General features: G+C 51.6%; 22 protein-coding genes. 12 read left to right on the top strand and 10 right to left on the bottom strand.

The annotated features are described in order from the left end of the window. Nucleotides 1-11 precede the first annotated feature (11 nt). Complete coding sequence (locus ACJJI4_RS12420) at nt 12-947, bottom strand: hypothetical protein (protein WP_444925344.1); 936 nt, start codon at nt 945-947, stop codon at nt 12-14. 220 nt (nt 948-1,167) lie between these two features. Between ACJJI4_RS12420 and ACJJI4_RS12415 the strand changes: the two genes are divergently transcribed. Both ACJJI4_RS12415 and ACJJI4_RS12410 read left to right on the top strand, forming a co-directional pair. Beyond that, nucleotides 1,168-1,794: a MiaE family protein gene (locus ACJJI4_RS12415; protein ID WP_444925343.1), complete on the top strand. Its 627-nt coding sequence runs from the start codon at nt 1,168-1,170 to the stop codon at nt 1,792-1,794. Between the two features lie 1,900 nt (nt 1,795-3,694). Beyond that, on the top strand, nt 3,695-3,913 hold the full coding sequence (locus tag ACJJI4_RS12410) for a hypothetical protein (protein WP_444925342.1): 219 nt from the start codon (nt 3,695-3,697) through the stop codon (nt 3,911-3,913). Between the two features lie 293 nt (nt 3,914-4,206). Here the strand turns inward: ACJJI4_RS12410 and ACJJI4_RS12405 are convergent, their stop codons facing one another. After that, nucleotides 4,207-4,467, bottom strand: a complete 261-nt coding sequence (locus ACJJI4_RS12405) for a DUF3081 family protein (protein ID WP_413662543.1) — start codon at nt 4,465-4,467, stop codon at nt 4,207-4,209. Between the two features lie 70 nt (nt 4,468-4,537). Between ACJJI4_RS12405 and ACJJI4_RS12400 the strand changes: the two genes are divergently transcribed. The 3 genes from ACJJI4_RS12400 to ACJJI4_RS12390 all read left to right on the top strand — a co-directional run bounded on the left by ACJJI4_RS12400 (nt 4,538) and on the right by ACJJI4_RS12390 (nt 6,742). After that, the gene (locus ACJJI4_RS12400; protein WP_444925341.1) at nt 4,538-5,002 is read left to right on the top strand and encodes a DUF3429 domain-containing protein; all 465 of its coding nucleotides are present in this window, start codon (nt 4,538-4,540) and stop codon (nt 5,000-5,002) included. A 54-nt stretch (nt 5,003-5,056) separates the two neighbouring features. Continuing rightward, nucleotides 5,057-5,686, top strand: a complete 630-nt coding sequence (locus ACJJI4_RS12395; RefSeq protein ID WP_444925340.1) for a malonic semialdehyde reductase — start codon at nt 5,057-5,059, stop codon at nt 5,684-5,686. Between the two features lie 75 nt (nt 5,687-5,761). Further along, on the top strand, nt 5,762-6,742 hold the full coding sequence (locus ACJJI4_RS12390; RefSeq protein WP_444925339.1) for a hypothetical protein: 981 nt from the start codon (nt 5,762-5,764) through the stop codon (nt 6,740-6,742). Between the two features lie 18 nt (nt 6,743-6,760). Here the strand turns inward: ACJJI4_RS12390 and ACJJI4_RS12385 are convergent, their stop codons facing one another. Continuing rightward, entirely contained in the window at nt 6,761-7,216 is a 456-nt protein-coding gene (locus ACJJI4_RS12385) for a DUF2269 family protein (RefSeq protein ID WP_444925338.1), read from the bottom strand. Between the two features lie 129 nt (nt 7,217-7,345). Here ACJJI4_RS12385 and ACJJI4_RS12380 point away from each other — a divergent pair, with 129 nt between their 5' ends. After that, a complete protein-coding gene (locus ACJJI4_RS12380; RefSeq protein ID WP_444925337.1) occupies nt 7,346-7,816 on the top strand; it encodes a YpsA SLOG family protein in 471 nt (156 codons plus the stop codon). Between the two features lie 2 nt (nt 7,817-7,818). Here the strand turns inward: ACJJI4_RS12380 and adiC are convergent, their stop codons facing one another. From adiC to ACJJI4_RS12355, 5 genes are all read right to left on the bottom strand, one after another. Further along, nucleotides 7,819-9,300: an arginine/agmatine antiporter gene (gene adiC / locus ACJJI4_RS12375; RefSeq protein WP_444928231.1), complete on the bottom strand. Its 1,482-nt coding sequence runs from the start codon at nt 9,298-9,300 to the stop codon at nt 7,819-7,821. Nucleotides 9,301-9,308: 8 nt separating this feature from the next. Beyond that, entirely contained in the window at nt 9,309-11,612 is a 2,304-nt protein-coding gene (locus tag ACJJI4_RS12370) for an Orn/Lys/Arg family decarboxylase (protein ID WP_444925336.1), read from the bottom strand. Nucleotides 11,613-11,653: 41 nt separating this feature from the next. Then, entirely contained in the window at nt 11,654-13,366 is a 1,713-nt protein-coding gene (locus ACJJI4_RS12365; RefSeq protein WP_444911097.1) for a thiamine pyrophosphate-dependent enzyme, read from the bottom strand. 25 nt (nt 13,367-13,391) lie between these two features. Further along, nucleotides 13,392-15,074 (bottom strand): FMN-binding glutamate synthase family protein, encoded by a 1,683-nt coding sequence (locus ACJJI4_RS12360; protein ID WP_282932184.1) that lies wholly within the window; start codon nt 15,072-15,074, stop codon nt 13,392-13,394. 98 nt (nt 15,075-15,172) lie between these two features. Further along, the gene (locus tag ACJJI4_RS12355; protein WP_444925335.1) at nt 15,173-16,333 is read right to left on the bottom strand and encodes a saccharopine dehydrogenase family protein; all 1,161 of its coding nucleotides are present in this window, start codon (nt 16,331-16,333) and stop codon (nt 15,173-15,175) included. A gap of 210 nt (nt 16,334-16,543) precedes the next feature. Here ACJJI4_RS12355 and ACJJI4_RS12350 point away from each other — a divergent pair, with 210 nt between their 5' ends. The 3 genes from ACJJI4_RS12350 to ACJJI4_RS12340 are packed head-to-tail and all read left to right on the top strand — an operon-like array spanning nt 16,544 to nt 19,649. Then, entirely contained in the window at nt 16,544-17,848 is a 1,305-nt protein-coding gene (locus ACJJI4_RS12350; RefSeq protein WP_444925334.1) for a condensation domain-containing protein, read from the top strand. A 34-nt stretch (nt 17,849-17,882) separates the two neighbouring features. After that, on the top strand, nt 17,883-18,683 hold the full coding sequence (locus ACJJI4_RS12345) for a glycosyltransferase (RefSeq protein WP_444925333.1): 801 nt from the start codon (nt 17,883-17,885) through the stop codon (nt 18,681-18,683). Nucleotides 18,684-18,707: 24 nt separating this feature from the next. Then, nucleotides 18,708-19,649, top strand: a complete 942-nt coding sequence (locus ACJJI4_RS12340) for an NAD-dependent epimerase/dehydratase family protein (protein WP_444925332.1) — start codon at nt 18,708-18,710, stop codon at nt 19,647-19,649. Here the strand turns inward: ACJJI4_RS12340 and ACJJI4_RS12335 are convergent. After that, nucleotides 19,646-20,371 carry a UDP-2,3-diacylglucosamine diphosphatase gene (locus ACJJI4_RS12335; protein ID WP_444925331.1) on the bottom strand — a complete coding sequence of 242 codons (726 nt, stop codon included), beginning with the start codon at nt 20,369-20,371 and terminating at the stop codon, nt 19,646-19,648. The genes ACJJI4_RS12340 and ACJJI4_RS12335 overlap by 4 nt on opposite strands. Nucleotides 20,372-20,406: 35 nt before the next feature. After that, complete coding sequence (locus ACJJI4_RS12330) at nt 20,407-20,916, bottom strand: peptidylprolyl isomerase (protein ID WP_108733726.1); 510 nt, start codon at nt 20,914-20,916, stop codon at nt 20,407-20,409. A gap of 213 nt (nt 20,917-21,129) precedes the next feature. On the opposite strand from ACJJI4_RS12330, the gene ACJJI4_RS12325 reads away from it, so the two are divergent. The 3 genes from ACJJI4_RS12325 (at nt 21,130) to ACJJI4_RS12315 (ending at nt 24,570) form a co-directional block, all read left to right on the top strand. Continuing rightward, nucleotides 21,130-22,803 carry a glutamine--tRNA ligase/YqeY domain fusion protein gene (locus ACJJI4_RS12325; RefSeq protein WP_413662529.1) on the top strand — a complete coding sequence of 558 codons (1,674 nt, stop codon included), beginning with the start codon at nt 21,130-21,132 and terminating at the stop codon, nt 22,801-22,803. 87 nt (nt 22,804-22,890) lie between these two features. Then, nucleotides 22,891-24,267, top strand: coding sequence for a cysteine--tRNA ligase (gene cysS, locus ACJJI4_RS12320; protein ID WP_444911090.1), 1,377 nt, complete (start codon nt 22,891-22,893; stop codon nt 24,265-24,267). Nucleotides 24,268-24,381: 114 nt separating this feature from the next. Continuing rightward, nucleotides 24,382-24,570, top strand: a complete 189-nt coding sequence (locus tag ACJJI4_RS12315; protein ID WP_108733723.1) for a DUF3012 domain-containing protein — start codon at nt 24,382-24,384, stop codon at nt 24,568-24,570. Nucleotides 24,571-24,579: the final 9 nt, after the last annotated feature.

Below are 24,579 nucleotides of genomic sequence, written 5' to 3'. Positions count from 1 at the left end.
GGGGCTTGGATTTAGCGCTGCTGGCGCAAAAATACTCTGAGCGCCGGTAGAAAGGGTTCACTGGCGATTGCCAGATCCCGCCGCTGGCGCCGTCGACTCAAGCTCGGTTGGTGGTCAACTCGGGTGAATTCAGGCAGCTGCCCGGCCTCGTTGGCTTCTACCAGGATCGGCATGGAGGAATAGCCGACCTGATGATATTCCTCTTCTTCACCTAGCTCATGCCCGTAGAAGATTTCCGCTACCTGGAGATTGGGGCGACTCTGCACTTGCACCTGGCGCAAATCCTCCTGCTGGCTTTTGTGTAGCCCGGCGAGCAACTGGCGCTGGTATTGGATACCGGGATCGGACCCCTGAGGGTCCAGCTGCACCAACTTCTTTTCACACCATTTCACCGTGACCTTGCGAATAGATTTACGCGCCTTAATCCATGAAAGGGTGATGGCATCGGGCCGCTTCGGGCACATCAACACCAGGCGGTAGCATTGGCGTAGATGTGCGCGGGGGTATCCGGCATCCGCAAGGGTTTCCCGCACAGTGCGATCCTGCTCTGCTACTGGCCGCTCCGCCAGGGCGCTGCGAAGTTCGGCGATAGCCTTGGCAAAGATCTCTTTGTGGTTATTGAGTTGTTGAGCAAACTCAAGGGCTTTGGTCGGCACCGCCAATAAACCCGGTACCTGTAAAGTAGCGCGGGCATCTCCTCCGGCGCTAATGGGCTCCAGGTAGTCGAGTTGAGAGTATAGAGCGCCTGATAGTGAATAGGGGCGTTCAAAGCTCTGATTGAGACTGAGTGCGGCATCCTGTGCGAAAGGGGGCTGAAGTAGATAGTGCTGCCAGGGTTTCTCGGCATTTTGCAGCAACTCCAGGGATTCTCTAAGGGCTTGGGCGGCGCCATGGACGTTTTCCAATAGCGGCGGGATAGCTTTTGCCTGGGTTCTGTAGTCATTCATCAGATATGCCGGATAAAAAGTGACTTTTATATTAATGCACTTAATAAATCGTTATCAAGTTGAGTGTATTTATCACTAGGGACCTTCCTGGATAATTGCAGCCCCGGTTTGTCAGTCGGGGGAGTAGTGCCCGCTGGTGGTTTAAAAGCGGGCGTTTGTGGCTTGGGGCCGCTATAATCCCGCGCCAAGTTATTTTGCTTCGGTTAAGTTTGTTCGTCCTATGAATGCTCAAGTCCCAGATCTGTCCGCTATCAATGAATTCCTGCTGTGTCCCACGCCCGATGCCTGGGTGGAGGCGGCATTGAAGGAGCCGGAAATGATGCTGATCGATCATGCCAACTGCGAGAAAAAAGCGGCGGGTACTGCCCTGAACCTGATGTTTCGTTACCTGAATGACTTTGAGCTGCTGAACAAAATGTCGCGTCTGGCTCGCGAAGAGCTGCGTCACTTTGAGCAGGTGCTGGCGATTATGGAGAAGCGCGGTATCGCCTATCCTCACGTTAGTGCCTCTCGCTACGCGGCGGGCCTTCGTGCCGAAGTCCGCAGCGCAGAGCCGGGGCGACTGATCGACACGCTGATTTGTGGCGCTATTATCGAGGCGCGCTCCTGCGAGCGCTTTGCACGGATTGCGCCTCAGTTAGATGATGAGTTGCAGAAGTTTTATCTCTCCCTGCTTAAATCTGAGGCGCGTCACTTCCGCGATTACCTACATCTTGCCCAGAAGGCTTCCGATGAAGATATTCAATCTAGGGTTCAGGTACTGCTGGAGAAAGAAAAGGAATTAGTGGAAGGCAGTGATGGACAGTTCCGCTTTCACAGTGGTGTGCCGGAGAGTGCAGGGCAGTAATTTTCGCTTGGCCTGCTAAGGTGGCTCAGATTTTCAGGAAGCTTTCGAATTGATGTTTATTAGCTACAAGCTTCCTGATTCTTTAGTGATAACACCAGAATTCTTGCTGCCTAAGCTCACTATATGGGGTCATACCGGCAGTAGCGCTAATCGTTGGTTATGGAATTATCGTAGGGCTGCTTGGTAGTTCTGTTACCTTTACCCGACCCGACCCGACCCGACCCGACCCGACCCGACCCGACCCGACCCGACCCGACCTGACCTGACTCTACGTTTGTGCCCTAAAAATCAGCACAGGTCTCTTTGGGATCTCGCCGGTACAAGACGATATCAACTGATCAAACGCTATAAGTAAGCTGGGTGAGCGGTAGTAAACTAATACTAAAGGGTATTTGTAAGCTGTATTATCGTAAGCTCGCTAGAAGGTCAAACTCGTACACTAGGGGCTGTTCATCAATACCCTGTTGGCCACAATCTTGAAAAAGATATGTACTGCACAGTGATTTCTACTGACCATCCTTCCGTAAAAATTATAATTTAGAGCCAATGTGTGGAAGTACAGTTTTTGAGTGCCGTCTTTTGAAGGTTTAAGTGCCGTTTCTTAATTAGCTTTTATTTTCAAACAGTTATTCTGTAATCAGAAAGCATAAGTGGTTTATGGGCATCTTTGTCTGAGTGATTCAAGGAAGACGAAAGTGGCTCGTTGGATGCTTTTTTGTAGTGCATTAAGGGCTAATGAAACTGCTTAAAGACATATTAAGAGAGGGATACTAGGCAACGGGCTAATTTCAGGAAGTTTTTAGGCTACCTGAGAAATGCACCAAAACGGGAAAGCCTGGGGCGGTAAACATATTGGTGTTACTGCAGGGGCCGCATTCGACGATCTTGGAGTACTGAAGATTGAGGAGCGTAATGATCAGTCAGGATGATTGTTATGGTGAGTTTGTACCAGGTAGCCCGGTATTTCTTCCCTCCTCCCCCAGAAAATGTAAGTAATGGAAAAACTATCTTTCATTTCCAAGAAATATACAGATGCTGAGAGAAGCACAGAGGCAAGGCTGTCCCGTGCTTTACTCAATAATTTTGCACAAGATCTCATAAAGCAAAACGGTATTCACAGTGGGGTTGATCACTTAGACGCCGTAGTATTTTAGTTTGCAGAAAATATAAAGATCTTGGGACGCTCTCCAGTAGATATGATCATGATTTACATTTATCCTTGGCGAGAAGGTTGTATCAATAAAGCCATTGAAGAGTTCTGTTAGGGTGTGAGGCTATTTGGCCTTCCTCGAGAAGGACTGAAAAAAAGACATGGCAAGCTTCCAACTTTACTCTGGCGAAAAAGGTTATATTTTGCTGTTTGAACATCAATATAGCTAACTCTGAATCAGTATTGGTGCTCAAGATGATCTTTTGTGTGACCAATGATGTTGCTAGGAGCAAGCTATTTCAAAGCTGTAATTGTTTATTGGCTCCTGAGGGTGTTAAAAAATATTTGCATGCAATGAAATGTAAAGGTTGATATTAAAGGGAGGCTGGGGAGATGGTGTTATTTGGGACTGGTGTTTGACGAAATATCTGGTTATGGATACCCAGATATTGGATTTTTTAAACACAATTCCACCATGTTGGCGGGTGGTGGTCCTATGCTTTTAGACTTGGTAGAAAAGTACTAGGCGCGTATCCCAGTGATAGCTCTGAATCTTTTGGAGGTGTTGATGCCTTTTAGGTTTTAGGGAGTTTGAATATGATTCAGAGGATATTGGCAGCCGCAGGTTTAATCTAATAGGTTTGAAGGCTGTTCAAATATGCATTAATGTGGATACTCCAAAAATAGGGAGGTTTTTGGAGGGTGGGACGATAGGAAGATGGATAACTTGATCAATTAGGAAGAATATTAATGAAAGTTATATATAAATTGTTTTTTATGGTTTTAACCGTCGGCGTATGTTTTGCTGGGTCAATACATGAGGATGTGATTCACTCTCAGGTATCTGAAGAAGGGAAAACCTTTTCAGTAGATATGTTAACGGCTGAAAGTGATGTGTCTGGTGCAGTGACAGATAATGTTGCTAATATTCTTGGGGCAATAATTAAAATTCTACTGGGAGAGGTTTAACATTTAGCCCAGCGGACTTTGGGTGAAATGATGGGGTAATGTTTCGCTGGGCTTCAAAACTCTGTGCCAGCTGTATAAGTCCATAAGATGATCAATTTATCTGGAAGATAACTGCGGTAGTATTAGGCTGTAATTTTAAACCGGATGCGTTTGGTTTTTTAAGTTTGGTGGCGGATAGTGTCTCCATTCGTGCTTGCGGTGTTCTTTTAGTGAATATCGAAGAGTTACTCTCAACGTGTCTCATTTCGGTGTTTAAAATTTATCTCTGCTTGAGGTTCCAAGGCTCTTTTCTCTTATCCTGAATCAAGCTTTTTCAATAGCCGAATAAACTCTTCAAGCTCTTTACTGCTGGTGGAATCCACAGAAAATTTATTGTGAAAAAATATGGTGAGTTTCACTTTGGGGGAATTGATAAAAACCGTATAGCCGTCAAAGTCAGTGCTGACTGCCAGCCCCTGGTAATGCCATTCGTTACCTTCCTTGCGCCCCTCCTTTGTCGCCCTATCAAACACCCGCAGCGCCTGTTTGACGTCAATTTTCTGTTCGGCATCCATTGCTGCTTGCTCCTGCCGCTAAGCTTGTTGTTTGAGACGAAACTGTCTTTGACTTGGAAGCTTAGACGACATGGACACTGACATCCATCACTACCCACCAGTAAATACGCGACTGTTTGACTGGCTGGCTTACCTTGGTTTGATTCCATTTGTCGCAGGAATCATTATGCAGTGGTTAGGGTTTTCTCTTTGGGGAGTGACTCCTCGCCTACTGTTCACCGCCTACAGCGCCGTGATTCTGAGTTTTCTCTGCGGTGTTTGGTGGGGCGCTGCACTCAATCAAGTGGGGCATCCGCACAGGATGATTTTAGCGCTACTGAGTAACCTGGTGACGTTGGTGGGGTGGGTGGCGCTGCTGATGTTTCGCACCACTTGGGCGCTACCGGTATTACTAGTTGCTTTCGGTTTTGTTGTCTGGGCCGAGGCCCGGTTGAATCCCAATCTGCCCGGGCGGGATCAGTATTTCCGTACCCGCAGCATCGTGACCTACCTAGTGATGGCCTGCCATCTTCTTATGATTCTGCTGCTCCTTTGAAATGTCTGGCGCAAACTAAACTGTTACCAGCGAAGTTATTTTGGGGTAGCTCTTATGCAACCTGTTTCCTCTGAGGTGCTCGACCAGCTATTCAACAAGGCCCGAACCCATAGTCATTGGCAGGATAAGCCGGTTTCAAAAGAGGTTTTGAAACAGCTTTACGACTTGGTCAAAATCGGACCCACCAGTGCTAATTGTTGCCCTATGCGATTGGTGTTTGTTGTAAGTAAGGAGGCTAAGGAGCGGCTCAAGCCAGCGCTTAATGAGGGAAATATTGAAAAAACTATGCGGGCTCCGGTGACTGCCATTGTTGCTTACGATGTGCACTTTTATGAACACCTTCCGAGGCTCTACCCCCAGACTCCTGCGAGGGAATGGTTTGCCGATAGCCCCGAATACGCCGAGGTTACAGCATTTCGCAATGGTTCCTTGCAAGGAGGCTACTTTATTTTAGCGGCGAGGGCCCTGGGGCTCGATTGCGGCCCAATGTCGGGGTTTGATAACGCATTGGTTGATGAGGCATTCTTCAGTGACAAATGCTCAGCACCGGCTTTTCTGCCGGAGCACTTCCCTGATTGTCATATTAAGTCCAATTTCTTGTGCAATCTTGGCTATGGCGAAACCGACAAATTATATCCGCGCAACCCTCGGTTGGATTTCGATGAAGTGTGCAGAACTCTGTAAATTGTTGTGTTTAACATAATTCGTATTTTTTAATGCGGGTTAATGGCAGTGAATCAAGAATTTAGGTGTGATTAAGTGGTTCTTAAACGATCTCAGCGGTTGATTGACCCGGAAGAATATTTTTTACCTCGGCAAGAGGACGCGCTTTATGAGTTGTTTGGCCGGGACATTAGCCGGGCTGTGGTTGAGCGATTTTTGTCGATGCAAGATGAGGAATACTTCCGCTGTGTCAGTTCGGGAAATTTCGGTATCTATGCCGCAGACCAACTATTGATAGATTGCTATGCAAAAAAAATTAATGAGCAGGCAATCCTCGATGAAAAGTTGTTGTTTAGTCGAGAAGAGCTGGAGCCGATTATTCAGGCATATAGAGCGGAAACACTTTATATGAACCTGGCAATGGACAACGCAGCGCTGCCACACGATGTAATTACCACCGAGGAATTTGTCTTACATCTACAGGCGACCATTCTTAAGGCGTTGGAGAAAAAGCGGGATGCTGATGATTTTATCGTGGTTATCCCGACCACCAGCTACAAAGGGGAGCTCATTCCCAAGGCCATTTGCAGTAAAGCCAAGTTGAATGATGAAACCTTTGAGCGTCAATTCCAGTTGGGGCTTGTTCGCAATCAGCACCTGCAATATGTCTTAAGTAAATCCTATTTGTGGACCCTGGCGCATGCCTGGCCCTTTATAACGGGTTCGGAAGTGGGGGAGGGGTTGTTCAAAGGGGTGGTATTTCGGCAGTTTGATCTCGGTTTTGGCACTATAGCTTCGGATCTAGACAGTGATACCAATGTATTTGTGATTACAGATGCAAGTTGTACCGGTGGTGAGGCAGAGCATATTCGCAGCCGTCTGTTGAGAATGGACCGGCATGAACGCTCGGCGATTATTGTTCCGCTATGTAAGAAAGAAGCGATACATCGTTTGGATAAAAGTGCGGAAGGTAATGCAGAAATTGTGTCTGGCGTAGTCCTGGATGACTTCAAGCGGCAATGGAAAGATGTTGGCCATCGAGCGAGCTATAAGACTCTTAGGGGGGCGAGGAGGTAAGGGCCAGGCATAAGTTCCTTATAGTACTGGTTTGGATACCATCAGATAGACAATGGCAACGGTCATGGGAAATGCGATAGCCCCGAGCAGGCACCAAGCCATCATTAGCTTGCGCATTTTGTCTATATTACCGTCTTCTTTGGCATGTTTACGCAGCTGGTACTGAAGGTAAACAACCGGCAGCCACAACAAGAACACGGTTGCGCTGAGCCCGGCGGCTAATTGCAGCCAGGCTTGTAGCATCCAGCTTGGATTAATCAGTAGCATACCCACCGCACTACCGAATAGACCAATTACCGCCGATCCGGTAAATATCCAGTCTGCCTGTACCGTTTCCCGGCTAACCCACTGCATAACTTGGGCATTTCCGGACAGCCAGCCCCTCAGGGTGTACCAAGCGATGCCGGTCCCTGTGCCGAGTACGATTATGGCGCAGAGGATATGCAGTGTTTTCAGTATCAGATAGTAATTCACAGCGCTGCCGGCCAGACTAAAGTTGGAGATAAATTAGTGGCTGCGGTCGTTAATTTCAATGCCAATTATCGCTGCCTTGATATCTGCTAGCTCGAGCTAGTAGGACGATAAACGATATGGGGGAGAAAAGTGATCTTCCGACCGGAGAAAATTATCAGTGGTGGTCAGACAGGGGCGGATACCGGCGGCTTGCTAGCGGGGCAGCGCCTGGGAATTGCCACCGGTGGCACAGCACCGAAGGGTTACTGGACTGAGATCGGTGATCGGCCGGATTTCCTGAAAGGGCTTGGGCTGGTTGAAAACACGTCCCCGGATCTGGAAGAGCGTACTCGTGAGAATATCCGCAACTCTGATGCCACTGTTATCTTCACAACCAATCCCAGTAGTGATGGCACCCTGTTTACTATTGAGTTCTGCCAGGCATCGGGGAAACCACACTTGGTAGTCAATCCGACTGATGCCGATCGAGTACAACTGGTGCGCGACTTTATCCTCAAGAATCGTCCGCAGACGCTCAATGTGGCGGGTAACCGTGAATCCAACTCCCAAGGGATTACAGAAATTACCGCGGAAACCATCGAGAGGGCGCTAACCCGCTGAGTCTAGGGTTCAATGTGCCTCTCAAGATGATGACCCGAGGGGTTGGGTGCGCGCAGGCGCAATTCCAAGTCCGGGTATTGCCCTACGGAAAACCAGAAGAACAGGCACAGGGCAGCAATTGTGGCAAAGAGAGTGAAGTAGTGAACCCAGGCTGGTTCTGGCCCACCGGGTAGAAAGTGCTTTTCTTCAACGCTGCGACGGCGATTTAAAATTAGCGCATAAAAAATGACTGTCGCAATCACAAAGATCAGGGACCAGCGGGTTTGTTGCCCGTCAGATCCCACCAGGGCCACAAGGCAGTACACCGCTGCAATCAGCAAAATCACAGTAAACAGTCCGTACTGCTGAGGCGGCATTTTGCCGTAAGCCAAAACCCGCAAAGCTACCGCTGAATAGATATAGGGCATTAGCGTCATAATCACAGCGACAGAGGCAATTTTGCCAAACTGCTGGCTGGCCGTTGGCGATATAGTGGTAAGTATCAATACAGACATCAGCACGGCTACCAGGGTTAATCCGCCGGTAGGCACGCCTTTGTTATTGGTGCGGGCAAATAGTGCTGCAAACAGGCCATCATCTGCCGCCGCCTTGGCAGACTGCCCCACCAACAGTATCCAGCCGCCCAATGAACCGATACAGCCAATAGCGGCACACAGGGCTACGACATTGGCCGCAGTATTTCCCAGTGCCAGGCGAGCAGCATCGGCAAAGGGAGCGGAGGAGCTGATTAATTCCTGGTTCGGCAGCATCCCCATAATGACCGATGAGCTGAGTACATAGGCAATAGAAGCCAGGATAACTCCCCCAACCGTTGCGATTGGGACGTTCTTGGTGGGGTCTTTTACCACTGCGGCGGATACAGAGGCGGTTTCCACCCCAATAAAGGCCCAGAGCGTGAAGGTAAGGCTGGCCATAATGGCACTGGGGTCGCTTTTGCCTGAGACATTCCAGCTGCTGGTAAAGTTTTGCTGGTCGAACCAGAACCAGCCAAAAATAGCGGTGCCGAGGATTGGAAGCAAAACCAGGCCGGTGGTGAGGGATTGAATGCGACCGACGGTGCGCGGGCCCAGTACATTGGCGTAAGTCAGCAGCCAGACCATAGCAACCTGGGCCATGGCAAAAGTCAGTGGGTCTTTTAACGGTGGAAAAAAATGGGTCAGATAGCCCAGGCCTGCAGTAATCAGCGCAACATTACCGATTACATTGGCCAGCCAGTAAACCAGGTTGGTTTGGTAGCCAATGTAATCGCCAAAAGCGCGGCGGGCATAGGCGTAGGGGCCGCCGGCCGCGGGATAGATAGCGGCGAGCTTGGCAAATACCAGGGCCAGGGAGATAGCGCCGACGATGGTTATCAACCAGCCGATCAAAGAAATACTGCCGACTGCAGCGAGATTGGCGGGGAGCATAAAAACCCCGGAGCCCATCATATTGCCTGCAACCATCAGGGTTGTGGGGACCAGGCCTATTTTATGCTCCTCTTTGATAGGCGAGCCTATGGCGAGTCTCCCCGCAGGGCGTAAATATGATAGTGGCCGTCCCGCACCTCTACTCCGTGGTTATCGTGGGTAAAGCCTGGAAATTGTTGGTCGAAGGCTTCCAGGGTTCTCAAGTAAATCAATGCCGGACTGTCTTCATCGCCAAAATTTTCGCCGGGCATTAGCAGAGGAATACCTGGAGGGTAGGGTACAACGCCTGTGGCTGCGGTACGTCCCGGTAACTTGCTTAGCGGAAGCATTTCCACATCGCCGCGAACCAGGGTTTCATAAGCTTGTACCGGACTACAGTCAGCTCTAGGTAAGGCTGAAAACCCTGCAGACATTTGCACTGTGGTCTGTAATTTTTTCATGGAAGCAAACATATTGTCTGCAAGGTCGCGCAGCCCGATATTGCGATAGGCTGGGGACTTTTTTATAAGGTTTGGCAGGCATTCACTTAAGGGCCGGTTGGCATCGAAGTCGCGCTTAAAGGCCAGTAAAGCATTTATGAGAGTGCCCCACTTACCCTTGGTAATACCGATAGAAAACAGGAACAAAATCGTAAAATCGGTAGTTTTCTCCACGATAATGCCGAGGTTGTCCAGGTATTTACTGACGATGTTGGCAGGTATTCCAGATGCAGACAGTTTGCCATCAGGGTTTATCCCCGGGGTGGTAATCGATACTTTAATCGGGTCCAACATGCAGTAATCTGGCTCAATATCACCAAATCCATGCCATGACTCGCCGGGGTCTAATAACCAACAGCTGGGCTCATGACACAGGAGTTCTGCTGGGGCGCTGTGAAAGGCGTAGTTGTGCCCGTTACTGGGGTCGGTGACATGCTCAGGCTGCCAACCTCCGAAGAACCACTCTTCTTTATCTCGATACTCCTGTTGCAAACGGGCCAATACTTGTCGGAACGCTACGGCCTCAGCAATTGACTCCTCTGTTAATGCTTTTCCACCCGGTCCATCCATCATTGCTGCGCTCACATCATTGGAGGCCATGATGGAATAAAGTGGGGAGGTTGAGGCATGCATCATAAAGGCTTCATTAAAGCGCCCATGCTCAATGGGTTTACGCCCATCGCGAATGTGAATCATCGATGCCTGGGACAATGCAGCAAGTAATTTATGCGTTGACTGAGTGGCAAATTTACTCGGGCCATTTTTCGCGTCGGCTTCTCCCAAATCGTACATTGCGAAGCGATCTCGATAGATAGGATTAAATCGAGCGTATGAGTACCAGGCTTCGTCAAAGTGCAGGCGATCAACGGACTCGCCGAGAAGTTCTTCCACTCTGCGCACGTTGTAACAGAGACCGTCGTAGGTGGAATTAGTAATGACTGCGTGAACGGCACGGGAATTTTTGGCGTGCTTGGACAAAGGGTTTTGCCGAATAGCATTGGCAACAGAGCTGGCCGTCAACTGTTGGGGAGGGACAGGGCCTATAAGGCCGTAGTTGTTGCGTAGGGGAATCAGGTAGGTTGGAACTGCACCTGACATGGTGATCGCGTGTTCAACGGATTTATGGCAGTTTCGATCGCACAGAGCCAGTTGCCCCCGGGTAACCGATGCCATCAATATCACTCTATTCGATGTCGAAGAGCCATTGGTTACATAGTAAGTGCGATCCGCACCAAATACTTTTGCTGCATATTGCTCTCCCTTGGCAATGGGGCCCGAGTGATCCAAAAGCGATCCCAGCTCTGTTACAGAAACAGACAGGTCCGAGCGCAACATATTTTCCCCAAAGAAATCGTAAAAAGCGCGACCGGCAGGGGATTTGAGAAAAGCTGTTCCCCCAGTGTGGCCGGGTGTGTGCCATGAATATTCATGGACCCGGGCAAAGTGGGTCAGGGCGCGAAACATGGGGGGAAGAATGGCGTGGCGGTATCTTTCAATCGCACTCTGGATGCGACCGCCGATAAAGGTCGGAGTATCTTCCAGCATCCAGATAAAATCGTTGGCTAATTCCAGGGCCCGTCGCGGCATGGTGCTGACAGTCTGCTGATCTGCCAGAAGGAATACCGGCATTTGGGGATTGCGGGCGCGAAGCTCTTCCAATACAACCAGGGCGGGGCATTTCGCTTCACCGGGCAGGGTCCAATTAATCAGCAGGCATTGGATCGCGGTGTTAGTACTCAGTATGGCGCAGGCATCACTACCGCTGGTGGTTGTTATTACGTCAATTTTTCGCTCTGATAACTCTGCCCGTAGCCTTATGGCGGCGCGGCCGGGAGCGCTGTTGTCGTCGACTTCACTGCTGGCGATCAGGGCCAGCATGCTGTTATGGCGTTGCTGTCCGAAATGATGCATGAGTGCCGCACAAACCTTTTGTTGTGGCCTGCTAAAAAGTCTCAGCGCAGGAAATTGTCTCGCAAAAGATCTACCACCTCATCTGCGCGGCCGTTGAGTATTGCCTTGAGTCCGAACAGTGCGGTGGAGGTGACTTGCTGCGCTGTAACTTCCGGCGGCATCACCAGTTCCACCCGGTTCGTCGGTACGCTGAGTAGTGCCGGCCCGTCAGTAGCGAGCCAGCGCTTCATGCTGTCCTCAAGCTGATCCGCACTCTCGATACTGGCACCGCTGATGCCACAAGCTTCGGCAACGCGGCCGAAGTCCGGGTTATGTAAGTCGGTATAGCTGTCGAGTAGCCCCTCAATGCGCTGTTCCATCTCTACGAAGCCGAGGGAGTTATTGTTAAATACCAGGACTTTTAATGGGATTTTTTCTTGCACCAGTGTCAGCAAGTCTCCCATTAACATGGTCATACCACCGTCGCCGCACATAGCGATGACCTGGCGCCCGGGATAGGCTTTGGCCATGCCCAGGGCTTGGGGGTAGGCGTTGGCCATGGTGCCGTGGGAAAGGCTGGTGAGAAATGAGCGTTTGCCGTTGGCAGTGAGGTCGCGGAGCATCCATACCATACAAGCGCCGCCATCGGCGGTGAATACGGCATCCTCATCGGCCAGCTTGTTGAGCGTCTGGGCGACAAATTGAGGATGAATCAGGCTGGGGTCTTTTTCTTTGCCGCGGCTTTTCATCTCTTCCCGATCTTTTTTGTATCGTTCGAGAAGGTCATCGAGGAAGGTACTGTCGGTGCGGGCCTTTAATCGGGGCAAGAGGGCTTCAATGGTTGGACCCACATGCCCTACCAGGCCCATATCCACAGGAGCGCGTCGCCCCAGGTGCGGCGCTTCCGCATCAATTTGAATAATGGTGGCTTTTTCCGGGTAGAACTGGGTGTAGGCAAAATCGGTGCCCAGGCACAGTAACAGGTCACAAGTCTCCATGGCCCGGTAGCCTGCGGGATTGCCGAGAATCCCGGTCATGCCCACATGGCAGGGGTTGTCGTATTCGAGAAACTCTTTCGACTTGGTGGTGTGGGCAATAGGAGCGGCCAGGTGTTGTCCCAGTTTTACTACTTCATCGTGAGCGTGACGGCAGCCGATACCGCCGTAAATAGTGATATTTTTTGCGGCGTTGATTTTCTTTGCCAGGGCGTCGAGCTCAGAGTCAGACGGACGCGCTAGCCATTCAGGGCGATGTACCGACCAGGGCAGACTGTCTTTGCTTTTCTCCTTGAACAAGTCGCCGCTAATTTGCACCACCGCGACTCCACCGCGAGTAAGCGCAGTTTGTGCAGCCTGCACAATCATTCGACGGGCTTGTTCTGGGTGGGTCATGGTTTCACAGAAGACCGAACACTGTTCGTAGAGCTTTTGCTGGTCCACTTCCTGTGGATAGCCGAATCCCTGTTCCGCACGGTCGATTCGAGAGGCAATCAGTACCACCGGGGCGCCATTGCGATGGCTTTCAAAAATGCCATTGATAAAGTGCAGGCTGCCGGGTCCAGCAGTTCCGGCGCAGACGCTCAGCTCACCGGTAAGGTAAGACTCACCCCCAGCGGCGAAAGCGCCCACTTCCTCATGGCGCACATGTATCCACTCCAAATCGGAAGTGCGCACCGCTGAGGTGAAGTGATTGATGGTATCGCCGACAATGCCGTAACACCGTTTGGCGCCGGCCTTGACCAGTGTATCGACAATAATTTCTGAAACAGTCTGCATAGCAGTCTCCACAGATTGGGTGGGGCTAGCGGTTAATAGCGCGGCGGATTGACGCGTACTTGCCTTCTTCGAGCTTGATCGCAGGCTGAAAACTGTCTGCCTGTGCGGCCAGCCACCAGTGCCAGTAGGGCGTATCTTCCGGTGCGTCGATTAGGGAGTTGGTGTCGAGAAAATGCCAGATACGATCTATCGGCCTGGATTCTGCGCCATTAATTCGGTGAACCAGGTGATAGGGTTTCAGGTCCCGGGGATCGGTAAGCCCTGCGCCGGCCACTATATCCCCCAGTGCTTCGAGAGTTTTTGCCTGGAAAGCAGCTGCCCTTTTACTCTGCACATCCACCACCAGCCCGCGTTGGCGCCGAGGATCCTGGGTGGTAACACCAGTTGGGCAGGTATCCGTATGGCAGCGCTGGGACTGGATGCAGCCCACGGAAAACATAAATGCCCGCGCCGCATTGCACCAGTCAGCGCCAATGGCCAGGCATTGTGCCAGGCCGGACGCGGAATAAACCTTGCCGCTGGCAGCCAACTTCACTTTGTCTTTCAGGCCCGCCCCTACCAGGGCATTGCGCACGATAATCAACCCTTCCAGCAGCGGCATGCCCACGTGGTTGGACAGCTCCAGCGGCGCTGCGCCTGTGCCGCCTTCGGCGCCGTCCACAACAATAAAGTCCACCAGTTTCCCGGTCTCGTGCATGGCCTTCATAATGGCCATCACTTCGTAGATATGCCCTACGCAGAGTTTTATTCCAACCGGTTTGCCGCCGGAGAGTTCGCGCATTTGCTCGGCGAATTCAAGCATTTCAATGGGGGTGGAGAACATGGAGTGCGCGCGAGGGGAGACGCAGTTCTGCCCGGGTGTAACCTTGCGGGTGGAAGCGATCTCCTGGGTAACTTTGGCGCCGGGTAAAACCCCTCCGTGCCCGGGTTTGGCGCCTTGGCTCAATTTAATTTCCGTCATTTTGACCTGGTCGTTGCAGGCCTCGCGGAATAGATCCGGGTTGAAGCTGCCGTCATCGTTGCGGGCACCGAAATAACCGGTACCCAATTCCCACACTAGGTCGCCGCCATGCTTGCGGTGATAGGGGCTGATGCCTCCCTCACCGGTATCGTGATAGAAGCCGCCAATTGAGGCTCCCTTATTCAAGGCCTCTACTGCAGCGGCGGACAGAGCGCCAAAGCTCATGGCGGAGATATTTAACAGGGCGGCAGAGTAGGGCTGCTTGCAGCGGCCCGTGCCCACTTCAGTACGGCAGGAAGTGTCTGCATTTTTCTCGGGCTTCACTGAGTGAGTGAGCCAGGTATATTCCTCACTCTGCACATCTTTTTCAGTGCCGAACGGATGCATATCCGAAAAACCTTCGGAGCGGGCATAAACCAGTCGCCGGGCTTCAATGCTGTAAGGGCGCCCCTCCTCATCACCCTCGACCATATAGGCGCGGAAATAGGGACGCAGATTCAGGAATATCCAGCGAATGCGGCCGGCAACCGGGAAGTTCCGTGTAATGCTCCAGTGGGGTTGGAGCATATCGTAGATTCCCAGTAGTACCAGTGAAACGCTAATCAGTAGAGCCACCAGCCACCAGGCGCTGTCTGTAAACGTGAGCACCAAGAAGAATGGGGTCAGGATAAGAGCGGTAATGGGGATAATTGCGCGCTTTATACCATTCCGGCCGGAATAGGCGCACCAGGGGTTGGAGCTACTCATAAAATCAGGTTCAGCATCGTTACATAAAGTTCCGATACTGAACCTAGATCATTTGTAAGGGTTCTGCCTTGATAAGGTCAACTAAAGGGCTTTTTCCCCTAGCTCGCCGCCAACGCAGGCAGTGAATTTTGCTCTGCAGGTAAAAACTCGATGGCAGTGACGATGGAGTAATCCTTCAGTTCATCCAGAATTTCATCCAGCTTCAATAGTTGCCAGCAGGCGCGCGCGCCACTATCTGAAATTTCACCGCGAAGGAATTTTCTCGCCAAGGCCACTGCGGGTGCTGCAGGAATCCAGACGCTATCGCCATCCATTCCAAGTATTTGCCATTGCCTACCAGCTGTCCTACCGCCAGCATCTTCACCCAGTGCGCGGACAATCATGCCGCCGTGAGAGCTGCCACCAGGCCAGCGGGCACTCAATTTATGGGCAATCTGTGCGATGCGGGAACTCGTGGCGGGCAAATTTAGGCGCGAGAGTTGGGCGCACAAAGACAGGCCGGCCTGGAGAATCAGGGGCTCTGTCCCCGTGGAAAATAGTGCTGTGTTTAAATCTGGCAGGTATCTTGGGCACAACTCCAGGTCGGGCACTTCAAAGTCGCACAGCCAGCGTTTTCCCACAGGGTGGGCAAGACTTACCGAGCGCAGGTGATTTCCGGCAAATGATTCTCTCCAGCGCCCATCCCGCAATTGGGGGAAGCTCTCCCCCAGCGCTTCAAAGCCAGAGCGCACGGTGGCGAGGCCGCGCTCTACCTTGTGTGCCGGAGCAATTGCCGCCTGCACGGAGCGAATGACCGGCAGCTCTTTCTGGATCTCAGCTATGGCTGCTGAGCTGAGGCCGGGCAGGCTGCTGGCACCGGATACCATGGCGATACCGGCGGCCTCGGCAGCCGGGGAGAGACGGTGAAAATCACATACAAAGCGGCGCGCATCTGAAATATCGATGTAGGGTGTGCGGGCTTCAATGCAGGCTTTGGCCACCCGGTAATCGGTTTCTCTCTGGTAGGGGCCAGCGCAGTGGATTAATAAATCCAGGTGCAAGGCTTTCAGTTGCGCAGTCAAGTTGATGGAGTCCCGCTCCAATCGTAACCCCTCGGCGAGGCCACCGAGTGATTGGGCGCAGCGGTCTGCCCGTGTCTTGTTATGGCCGGCAATAATCAGCTGGATATTGGGCTCAGAACTCAGCATTTGTGCAATACGTGCACCGAAATTGCCGTAGCCGCCGAGAATCAATACGCGTTTATTCAGGTTATTGATCACCTGGGTGGAACTCCTGCCCCTTATAGTTTGTAGAGATCATGCATCGTGCCGGCGACTTAAATCAAGAGAATCTTGTCTGCGCCTTCAGCATACCGCCGTTGTCATTTCACTGTTTTGTATATTCTAAAAGTAACGTTCCCGATGATCTTGTGCAGTTTTATCAGACTCATTAGTGATCTTGTGTCGGGCAAATGATTTTTGGAGGCCAGAATGGCCGGTTGGAGTTTATCGACTCAGGTCCCCCTATCGATCACTGAGCAGCGTATTTATGATTTGCATCACCGCAAGGATCTGGTCGACCTGATTACCCGCGCCATGGTTTTCAAAGGAGAATTCGATGTTGAACTGTTTAAGAAGTCTATTTCAGAGGTGGTAAATACCTATCCGATTTTTCGCTGTCGTTATAGCGGGGAGCCGGCTGTTCGCTCCTTTGTAGATATTGAACTGGACTATATCGACATCCGCCACTTAAGTGATGCTCACTTCGAGAGCTTTTTGCGTCAATTTGGCAGCTCGCCAATGGATTTGACGCAGGACCAATTGTTGGGGCTCAGTGTTCTTCGCAGTGGAGAGGATGAATACATTTTCTTGACCAAGTGTCACCACATAATTGCCGATGGGATTAGCTTGTCACTCCTCTGGTCTGAATCCTTGACTCACTATTTGGATAGTGTGAAGGGTAAGGATTATCAACCTAGGGTGGAAACTGCAGACTTTGCTGATTATGTGAATTATGAAAATACCTATCTGAGATCGCCGAGGGGGGATAAGGCGCGAAATCTTTGGCAGCAAAAGTTGCAATCCCAAAAAGATGAGATAGAGCAGTTGCCCCAACCGGAAGAGACCTCGGTTATTTGTAGTGAAGTAATCCAGCACATAGATGAGATTGAGCTGGAGCAGATAAAGGCATTGGCCAGCTCGGAGAATGTGAGTCTCTTCGCCTATCTGACAGCCGCATTTCAGCAGGTTTTATGTGAATTCATACCTCACTCTTTTTGGATGAATGGCAATTTATCCCTTCGGCTTAAGAGGGAGTATCGGGAAGTGTTTGGCCCTATGTGCCGGTATGTCAACCTGATGGTTTGTAGGGATGAATCCTGGCAGGAGAAGCTCACGCGCCTGTCTGCGGAGATAAAGTATGCCATGCGCACGGTTTATGCTGCTGATGCAATTGGGCCCCACGGCCTGATTGGCCATCACCTCGATGCATCCCATTGCTACTTGGTGACTTTCCTGCAAACAGAGGAGCATCGGGAAGGTTTTTTTGCGGTTTATACCGGTGAAACTTCTGACTGGGTCAAATTGGATGACCACTTGAAGATTCGCATTGTCCCTCTGGCGACGCGCTTAACGCCATATGGCATCTATCTATCTATTACCGTCTTTGGGAAGCAGTTGCGCTCGAGCTTTATCTACAATGAAAATTGCTTTGAACAAAAACAAGTAGAAGCAATGGTAAGTCGCTGGTGTGACAGATTATTGTGCGGACCTGAAGATATTCTACCGCCGCTGTAAATAACGCTGTATAGGGACTGTAGAGCCAATTGTTATGTCAAGATGTGCCTTTGTGACCCTGGTTAATAGTCCTGATTATGTGATAGGTGCGCAGGCACTGAAACACTCATTGGATCGTACGGCCAGTGCCTATCCGTTAATTTGTATGGTGCCACCGAACAGTTGTAATCCAGCGCCATTGGAAGCGGCGGGCTGCAAGATAAAAGAAGTTTATACGCCTCGTTTTTCCGATGAGTTTATCCGCCGCCATAAACGCGATTCTTTGCACCGGCGCGCGCCCTTTGACAAGGGTAGTAAGCCCGCTTTCCATGACCCACTGAATAACTTTTGCAAATTGGCACTGTGGCAATTGACCCAATTCGATAAGCTTGTTTTCCTGGATGCGGACACCCTGGTATTGCGCAATATTGACCACTTGATGAATTACCCGGAATTTTGCGCAGCTCCCAATCTTTACGAAGACTTGGATGGATTTCATCGTATGAATTCGGGATTGTTTACTGCGGTACCGAGTGAAGCGACTTACCAAAAAATGCTTGAGCAACTGGATCGACCAGGGGTTTTCTGGCGACGCACAGACCAGACATTTTTGCAGTCCTTTTTTCCTCGTTGGCACGGCCTGCCTTATATCTATAACGCCTTGCAATACCTCTACCTGAATTTACCGCAGCTGTGGCAGTGGGACAGTATTCATGTCATTCACTACCAATATGAAAAACCCTGGCAAAAACAGCACTCAAAAGTTGAAAAGCTCAAGCCCCTGATCGACTTGTGGTGGGCGGTTTACGAAGGGCGAGATATCGCCGTTGATCTGGATGAGTTAGCCCGTGCTTAGAAAATAAAATCGAGAGAGGGAATTGTGAGAATAGGGATAACTGGTGCGAGTGGCTATGTGGGGCAATTTCTAGTCAGGCATTTTTTACGGCAGGGCTGTGAAGTGCGAGCATTACTGCGCAGGGAGGAAAGTGCAGCTCTTTTTCGCAGTATTGCTTCACCCAGATTGGCGTGGAGCGTCGGGGATATTACTTCTGATACAACACTACAGACATTCGCCAGCAATCTGGATGTGGTGGTGCATGCGGCTTTCGAGCATCTTCCCGGGCGCTATCGAAATGGGGAAGGGGAAGATCTTGAGGGTTTTTTACATGTAAACCTCAATCAAACCCTGGCATTAATCCGATTCGCCTATGCAGCGAAGGTAAAAAAATTTGTGTTTATTTCCAGTCGTGCCGTTTATGCCACTGGAAAGTTGAGCGGCTCTTTACGCGAGGAGCAGGTTGTTCAGCCGGATACTTTCTACGGCGGCTATAAAGCGGCTGTGGAAGCCATGCTGTCTGCTTGGGCGTATCAGCGTGGCTGGCATGCGGTTTCATTGCGCTTAACTGGAGTTTACGGGCTGGTGAGTCCGTTAAGTCGTAGCAAGTGGTATGACATCGCTCGAGCAGTGATATCTGGGGAAGCCTATTTAAATTCCCGGCTTTCAACGGAAGTGCACGGAGAAGATGTGGCGCGGGCGGTAGAGCTTTTACTGGACCACGAAGATGCCCGGGGGCGGGCAGTAAACTGTAGTGATTGCCTGGTTAGCAGTCGCGAGTTGGTGAAGATTCTAAGATCGATATCCGGACAGCAGGGACCGCTACCTCCCCAGCCACAAGTGAAACCGCCGGCAGTGATGGATTGCGCTTATTTACAGGGGAAAGGTTTTCAATTTGGGGGTGTGCAGCGTCTGCGGGAGACGCTTGGGGAATTGGTAGAGGCTGTGCAGCAACAGCAGAGCCTCATCCAAAACGCCGGCTCCTAGCCGATCGGCCAGTGAATCAACTCCAGTGAGTCTTTGTCCGCTTTCAGGCACCAGGCATTCTTATCCCAGTCTCCCAGCACAATACGCTCCGCCGGTTCACCGTTGATCGTCAACGTGTGGCGGGCGGGCCGGTGGGTGTGGCCGTGGATCAGTCGAAGCACATTGTGCTCAAGCATCACCCGCTCCACTTCTTCCTGGGTTACATCCATTATGTCTTCGGCCTTGCGGCTGTTCATACTCTTGGATGCCATACGAATCTGCGCGGCAATAGCGCGGCGCTCCTGTAGGGACTTGGCCAATAGCTCTTGTTGCCACTTGGGGTCCCGGGCCTGGCGGCGGAACGCCATATACTCTTTGTCGAGGGTGCAAAGGCTGTCGCCGTGCATAAGCAACACGCGCTCATTACCGAGGGACAACGCAGTTGGGTCCTGAAGTAAAGTGGCTCCCGCGCGCTGGGCGAAGTCGGTACCCAGCAGGAAATCTCGATTGCCGTGCATCAGGTACAGCTCTACGCCGGTACCGCTATAGCGGCTTAACTCGCCAATCACTTCGCGGACCAGCGGGGCATCGTCGTCGTCGCCAATCCACGCCTCAAAAAAGTCGCCGAGAATATATAGCGCCTCAGCACCGGCAGCTCGCCCGTGCAGGAAATCAAAAAACGCCCGGGTAATATCCGGGCGTTTTTCGTCGAGGTGCAAGTCAGAAATAAAATAAGTAGACAATGTCCCCGCCTTAGAGTCGGTACTGACCCGTGGAATTACTTATCGGCGTAGGCGTCAGAGATGCTGATACCGGTGATTTCGATAGTCTCCAGGGGTACGTCCTGGTGGAAGCCTTTGCTGCCGGTTTTAACGTCTTTAATTTTGTTGACCACGTCCATGCCGTCGACAACCTTACCAAATACGCAGTAACCCCAACCCTGAGAATCTTCGCTGCGGAAGTTCAGGAAATCGTTGTCCTTAACATTGATAAAGAACTGGGAGCTGGCGGAATGCGGGTCCATAGTGCGGGCCATGGCCAGGGTGCCAGTGTCGTTCTTCAAGCCATTGTTGGCTTCGTTTTCGATGGAGTCGCGGGTTTCCTTCTGTTGCATGTCCGGAGTCATGCCGCCACCTTGGATCATAAAGTTGTTGATCACCCGGTGGAAGACAGTGCCGGTATAGAAATCGTCACGGCAGTACTGCAAAAAGTTGGCAGCAGTCTTGGGTGCCTTTTCGAAATCCAATTCGATGGCTATATCTCCATGGGTTGTGTGAAGGGTGATCATAAAATGTCCTATGAGGGTTGATTTGGGGCGGCATGATACCTTGTAGTCTGTAGCTGTAAAATGCTGTGTCGGAATATCTGTGTCAATTGCACAAAAATCAAACGCTTGCAGTGAATTTCTATGAAAAGCGTTCCTTCAAATTCGATATTCTGTCTCTCAAGTAGGTTATAATTCGCCGTTTACGTTCGCACAGCTGTAAATTAAGAGAATCCTATGACATCCGAGAGCAAGCCAGCTCACTTTTTACAGAACCTTATCCGTGAAGATCTGACTGAGGGCCGGGTTACGCAGATTGCGACCCGCTTCCCGCCGGAGCCCAACGGCTACCTGCATATTGGCCACGCCAAGTCCATCTGTCTGAATTTTGGTCTGGCGCAGGAATTCGGTGGCACCTGTAATTTACGCTTTGACGACACCAACCCGGCCAAGGAAGAGGAAGAGTTTGTCGATGCGATAAAGCGCGATGTCTCCTGGCTCGGTTTTGAGTGGAATGGCGAGGCGAAGTACTCCTCGGATAATTTTGATCAATTGTACGAGTGGGCGCTGCACCTGATTAAAGATGGCAAGGCCTACGTCTGCGACCTGTCCGCAGAAGAAGCGCGTCACTATCGTGGCACGCTGAAAGAGCCGGGCAAAAACAGCCCCTTCCGCGATCGCTCTGTCGAGGAAAACCTGGCGCTGTTTGAAAAGATGCGCAACGGTGAAATGGAAGAGGGCCAGTGCAGCTTGCGCGCCAAGATCGATATGGCCGCGCCGAATATTAACCTGCGCGACCCGATCATCTACCGCATCAAAAAGATGGCCCACCACCAGACTGGTGATAAGTGGTGTATTTACCCCAGCTATGATTTCGCTCACGGACAGTGTGATGCGATTGAGGGTATCAGCCACTCCATCTGTACCCTGGAGTTTGAAGATCACAAGCCGCTGTACGATTGGCTGATTGAGAACCTGCCGGTGCCTTCGCGCCCGCGTCAGTACGAATTTGCACGCCTGCACCTCAACTACACCGTGGTGTCCAAGCGCAAGCTCAAGCAGCTGGTAGACGAAGGCCATGTAGACGGCTGGGATGATCCCCGCATGCCGACCCTGTCCGGTATGCGCCGTCGCGGCTTTACCCCGGCTTCCATTCGCAACTTCTGCGAGATGATCGGTGTAACCCGCTCCGACTCAGTTGTCGATGTGGGCATGCTGGAATACAGCATTCGCGACGATCTGGATAAAAATGCACCGCGCGCCATGTGCGTGATGGAGCCTTTGAAGATTACCCTGAAAAATTACCCGGAAGGCCAGGAAGAGATGCTGTCAGCACCCGGCCACCCGGTGCGCGATGATCTGCCGGCCCGTGAACTTCCTTTTGGCCGCACTCTCTATATTGAGAAAGAGGATTTCCGCGAAGAGGCCAACAAGAAGTACAAGCGTCTGGTGCTGGGCAAAAAAGTTCGCCTGCGCAACGCCTATGTGATCTTTGCTGAAGAAGTCGTGAAGAACGATGCCGGTGAAATTATTGAAGTGATCTGCTCGGTTGATCTGGACACCCTGGGCAAAGACCCGGCCGACGGCGTTAAGCCAAAGGGCGTGATTCACTGGGTATCTGCGGACAACAATGTCGATTGCGAAGTGCGCCTCTACGATCGCCTGTTCAATGATGCGGCGCCGGATGCCGGCGGTAAGAACTTCCTCGACTGCGTAAACCCGGACAACCTGCAAGTCCTCAAAGGCTGTAAGGCCGAGATTGGCCTGGCCAAGGCGGAGCCGGAGCAGGGCTACCAGTTCGAGCGCAACGGCTACTTCTGTCGCGACAGTAAGTACGGCAGCGCAGAAGCGCCGGTGTTTAACCGCACCATTGGTCTGCGCGACAGCTGGGCCAAAGAGCAAAACAAATAGCAAAGCGGAGAGCTGCCCGAGCGGCAGTTTTCGCGGCTGGGTCAATGACTGGCCCAGCCACACAGCAAAAAGAATTCGAGAGAAAAGATGTCTCTACAGGTCTACAACACGTTTTCCGGGAAGAAAGAACCCTTCGTACCACTGGTGGAAGATCAGGTGCGCATGTATGTGTGTGGCCCCACTGTGTACAACCGCGTGCATATTGGCAATGCCCGCCCTGTGGTGGTGTTTGACACCCTGTACCGGGTACTCAAAAGAAATTTCAGCGATGTGATTTACGCGCGCAATATCACCGATATTGACGACAAAATCATGAAGACCGCGCGGGATAACGGAGAGGAAATCGGCGTGCTGTCGGCGCGCTATGCCCAGGCCTACTACGAGGATATGGCCGCGCTCAATAACCTGGAGCCGGATATCGTCCCCTACGCCACCCAGCACTTGCCGGAAATGATCGCGATGATCGAAAGCCTGCTGGAGAAAGGTCACGCCTACGCCGCTGAGGGCCATGTGCTGTTCGCCGTGGAATCCATGCAGGAGTACGGCCAGCTGTCCAAGCGCTCCCTCGACGATATGCTCGCCGGTGCGCGGGTGGAAGTGGCGCCTTACAAAAAGTACGCCGGTGACTTCGTATTGTGGAAGCCGTCCGCCGATGATGAGCCCGGCTGGGACAGCCCATGGGGCCGTGGGCGCCCGGGTTGGCACTTGGAGTGCTCGGCCATGATCAAGAAGCACCTGGGTGACACTATCGATATCCATGGCGGCGGTCGCGACCTGACCTTCCCCCACCACGAAAACGAGCGCGCCCAGAGCTGTTGCGCCAATGGTGTGGATTTTGTGCGCTACTGGATGCACAACGGCTATGTAAATATCAATGGCGAAAAGATGTCCAAATCCCTGGGCAACTTCCGCATGGTCAAAGACCTGCTGAGCCAATACCCCGGTGAAGTGCTGCGTTTCGCACTGCTGTCTGCCCACTATCGCTCTGAGCTGAATTTCAGTGCTGATTTGCTGGATCAGGCATGGCGCACCCTGGATACTCTCTATGGCGCACTGCGTGAAACGGAAGCGGTTGAGGCTGAAGCGGCAGATCTTAATGACACCGCCTTTATCAGGGCGTTGGAAGACGATCTGAATACGCCGATCGCCATCAGCGAATTGCACCAGATTGCCCGCGATTTGAACAAAGCCGATGAGGTGGATAAAGCGCGCCTGAAAGGCTTGCTACTGGCCGCTGCAGATATGCTGGGCATTCTCCAGCAAGACCCGGAAGCCTGGTTCAAACAGGCCCGTGGTGGAGATGAAGGTATTTCTGCCGAAGAAGTTGAAGCACTGATCGAAGAGCGCGCACAAAGCAAGAAGAACCGTGACTTTGCCCGCGCCGATGAGATTCGCGAAGAGTTAAAATCCAAAGGTGTGGTGCTTGAGGATAGCCGCGAAGGGACCAAGTGGCGCCGCGAATAGCGCGGTCCCACCCCGAGACACGGATAGACTTGAGACACCGATAGATTTTCCCCGGTTTGGCACATTGCGGCCGCCGGGGAAGTGAAATTCGAATTTCATTTGTAGAAGCGAACCATGAAAAAAGTATTTGTCCTGACCAGCGCTGTGATCGCCCTTATCGCACTGACCGGCTGTGAGCCCAAACGGGGTTCCGATGCCTGGTGCGAGAAAATGGATGGCATTCCCAAAGGGCAGTGGACTTTTGACGATACCCGCGACTACACAAAATATTGTGTCTTCAACCAAAAGCCGGAAGAGGAATAAGCGGGCCTA

It is taken from the genome of Microbulbifer maximicatervae (SeqCode) (assembly GCF_052467305.1).
Note: the sequence above shows the minus strand (reverse complement) of the source record. Positions and strands in the feature narration are given on the sequence as shown.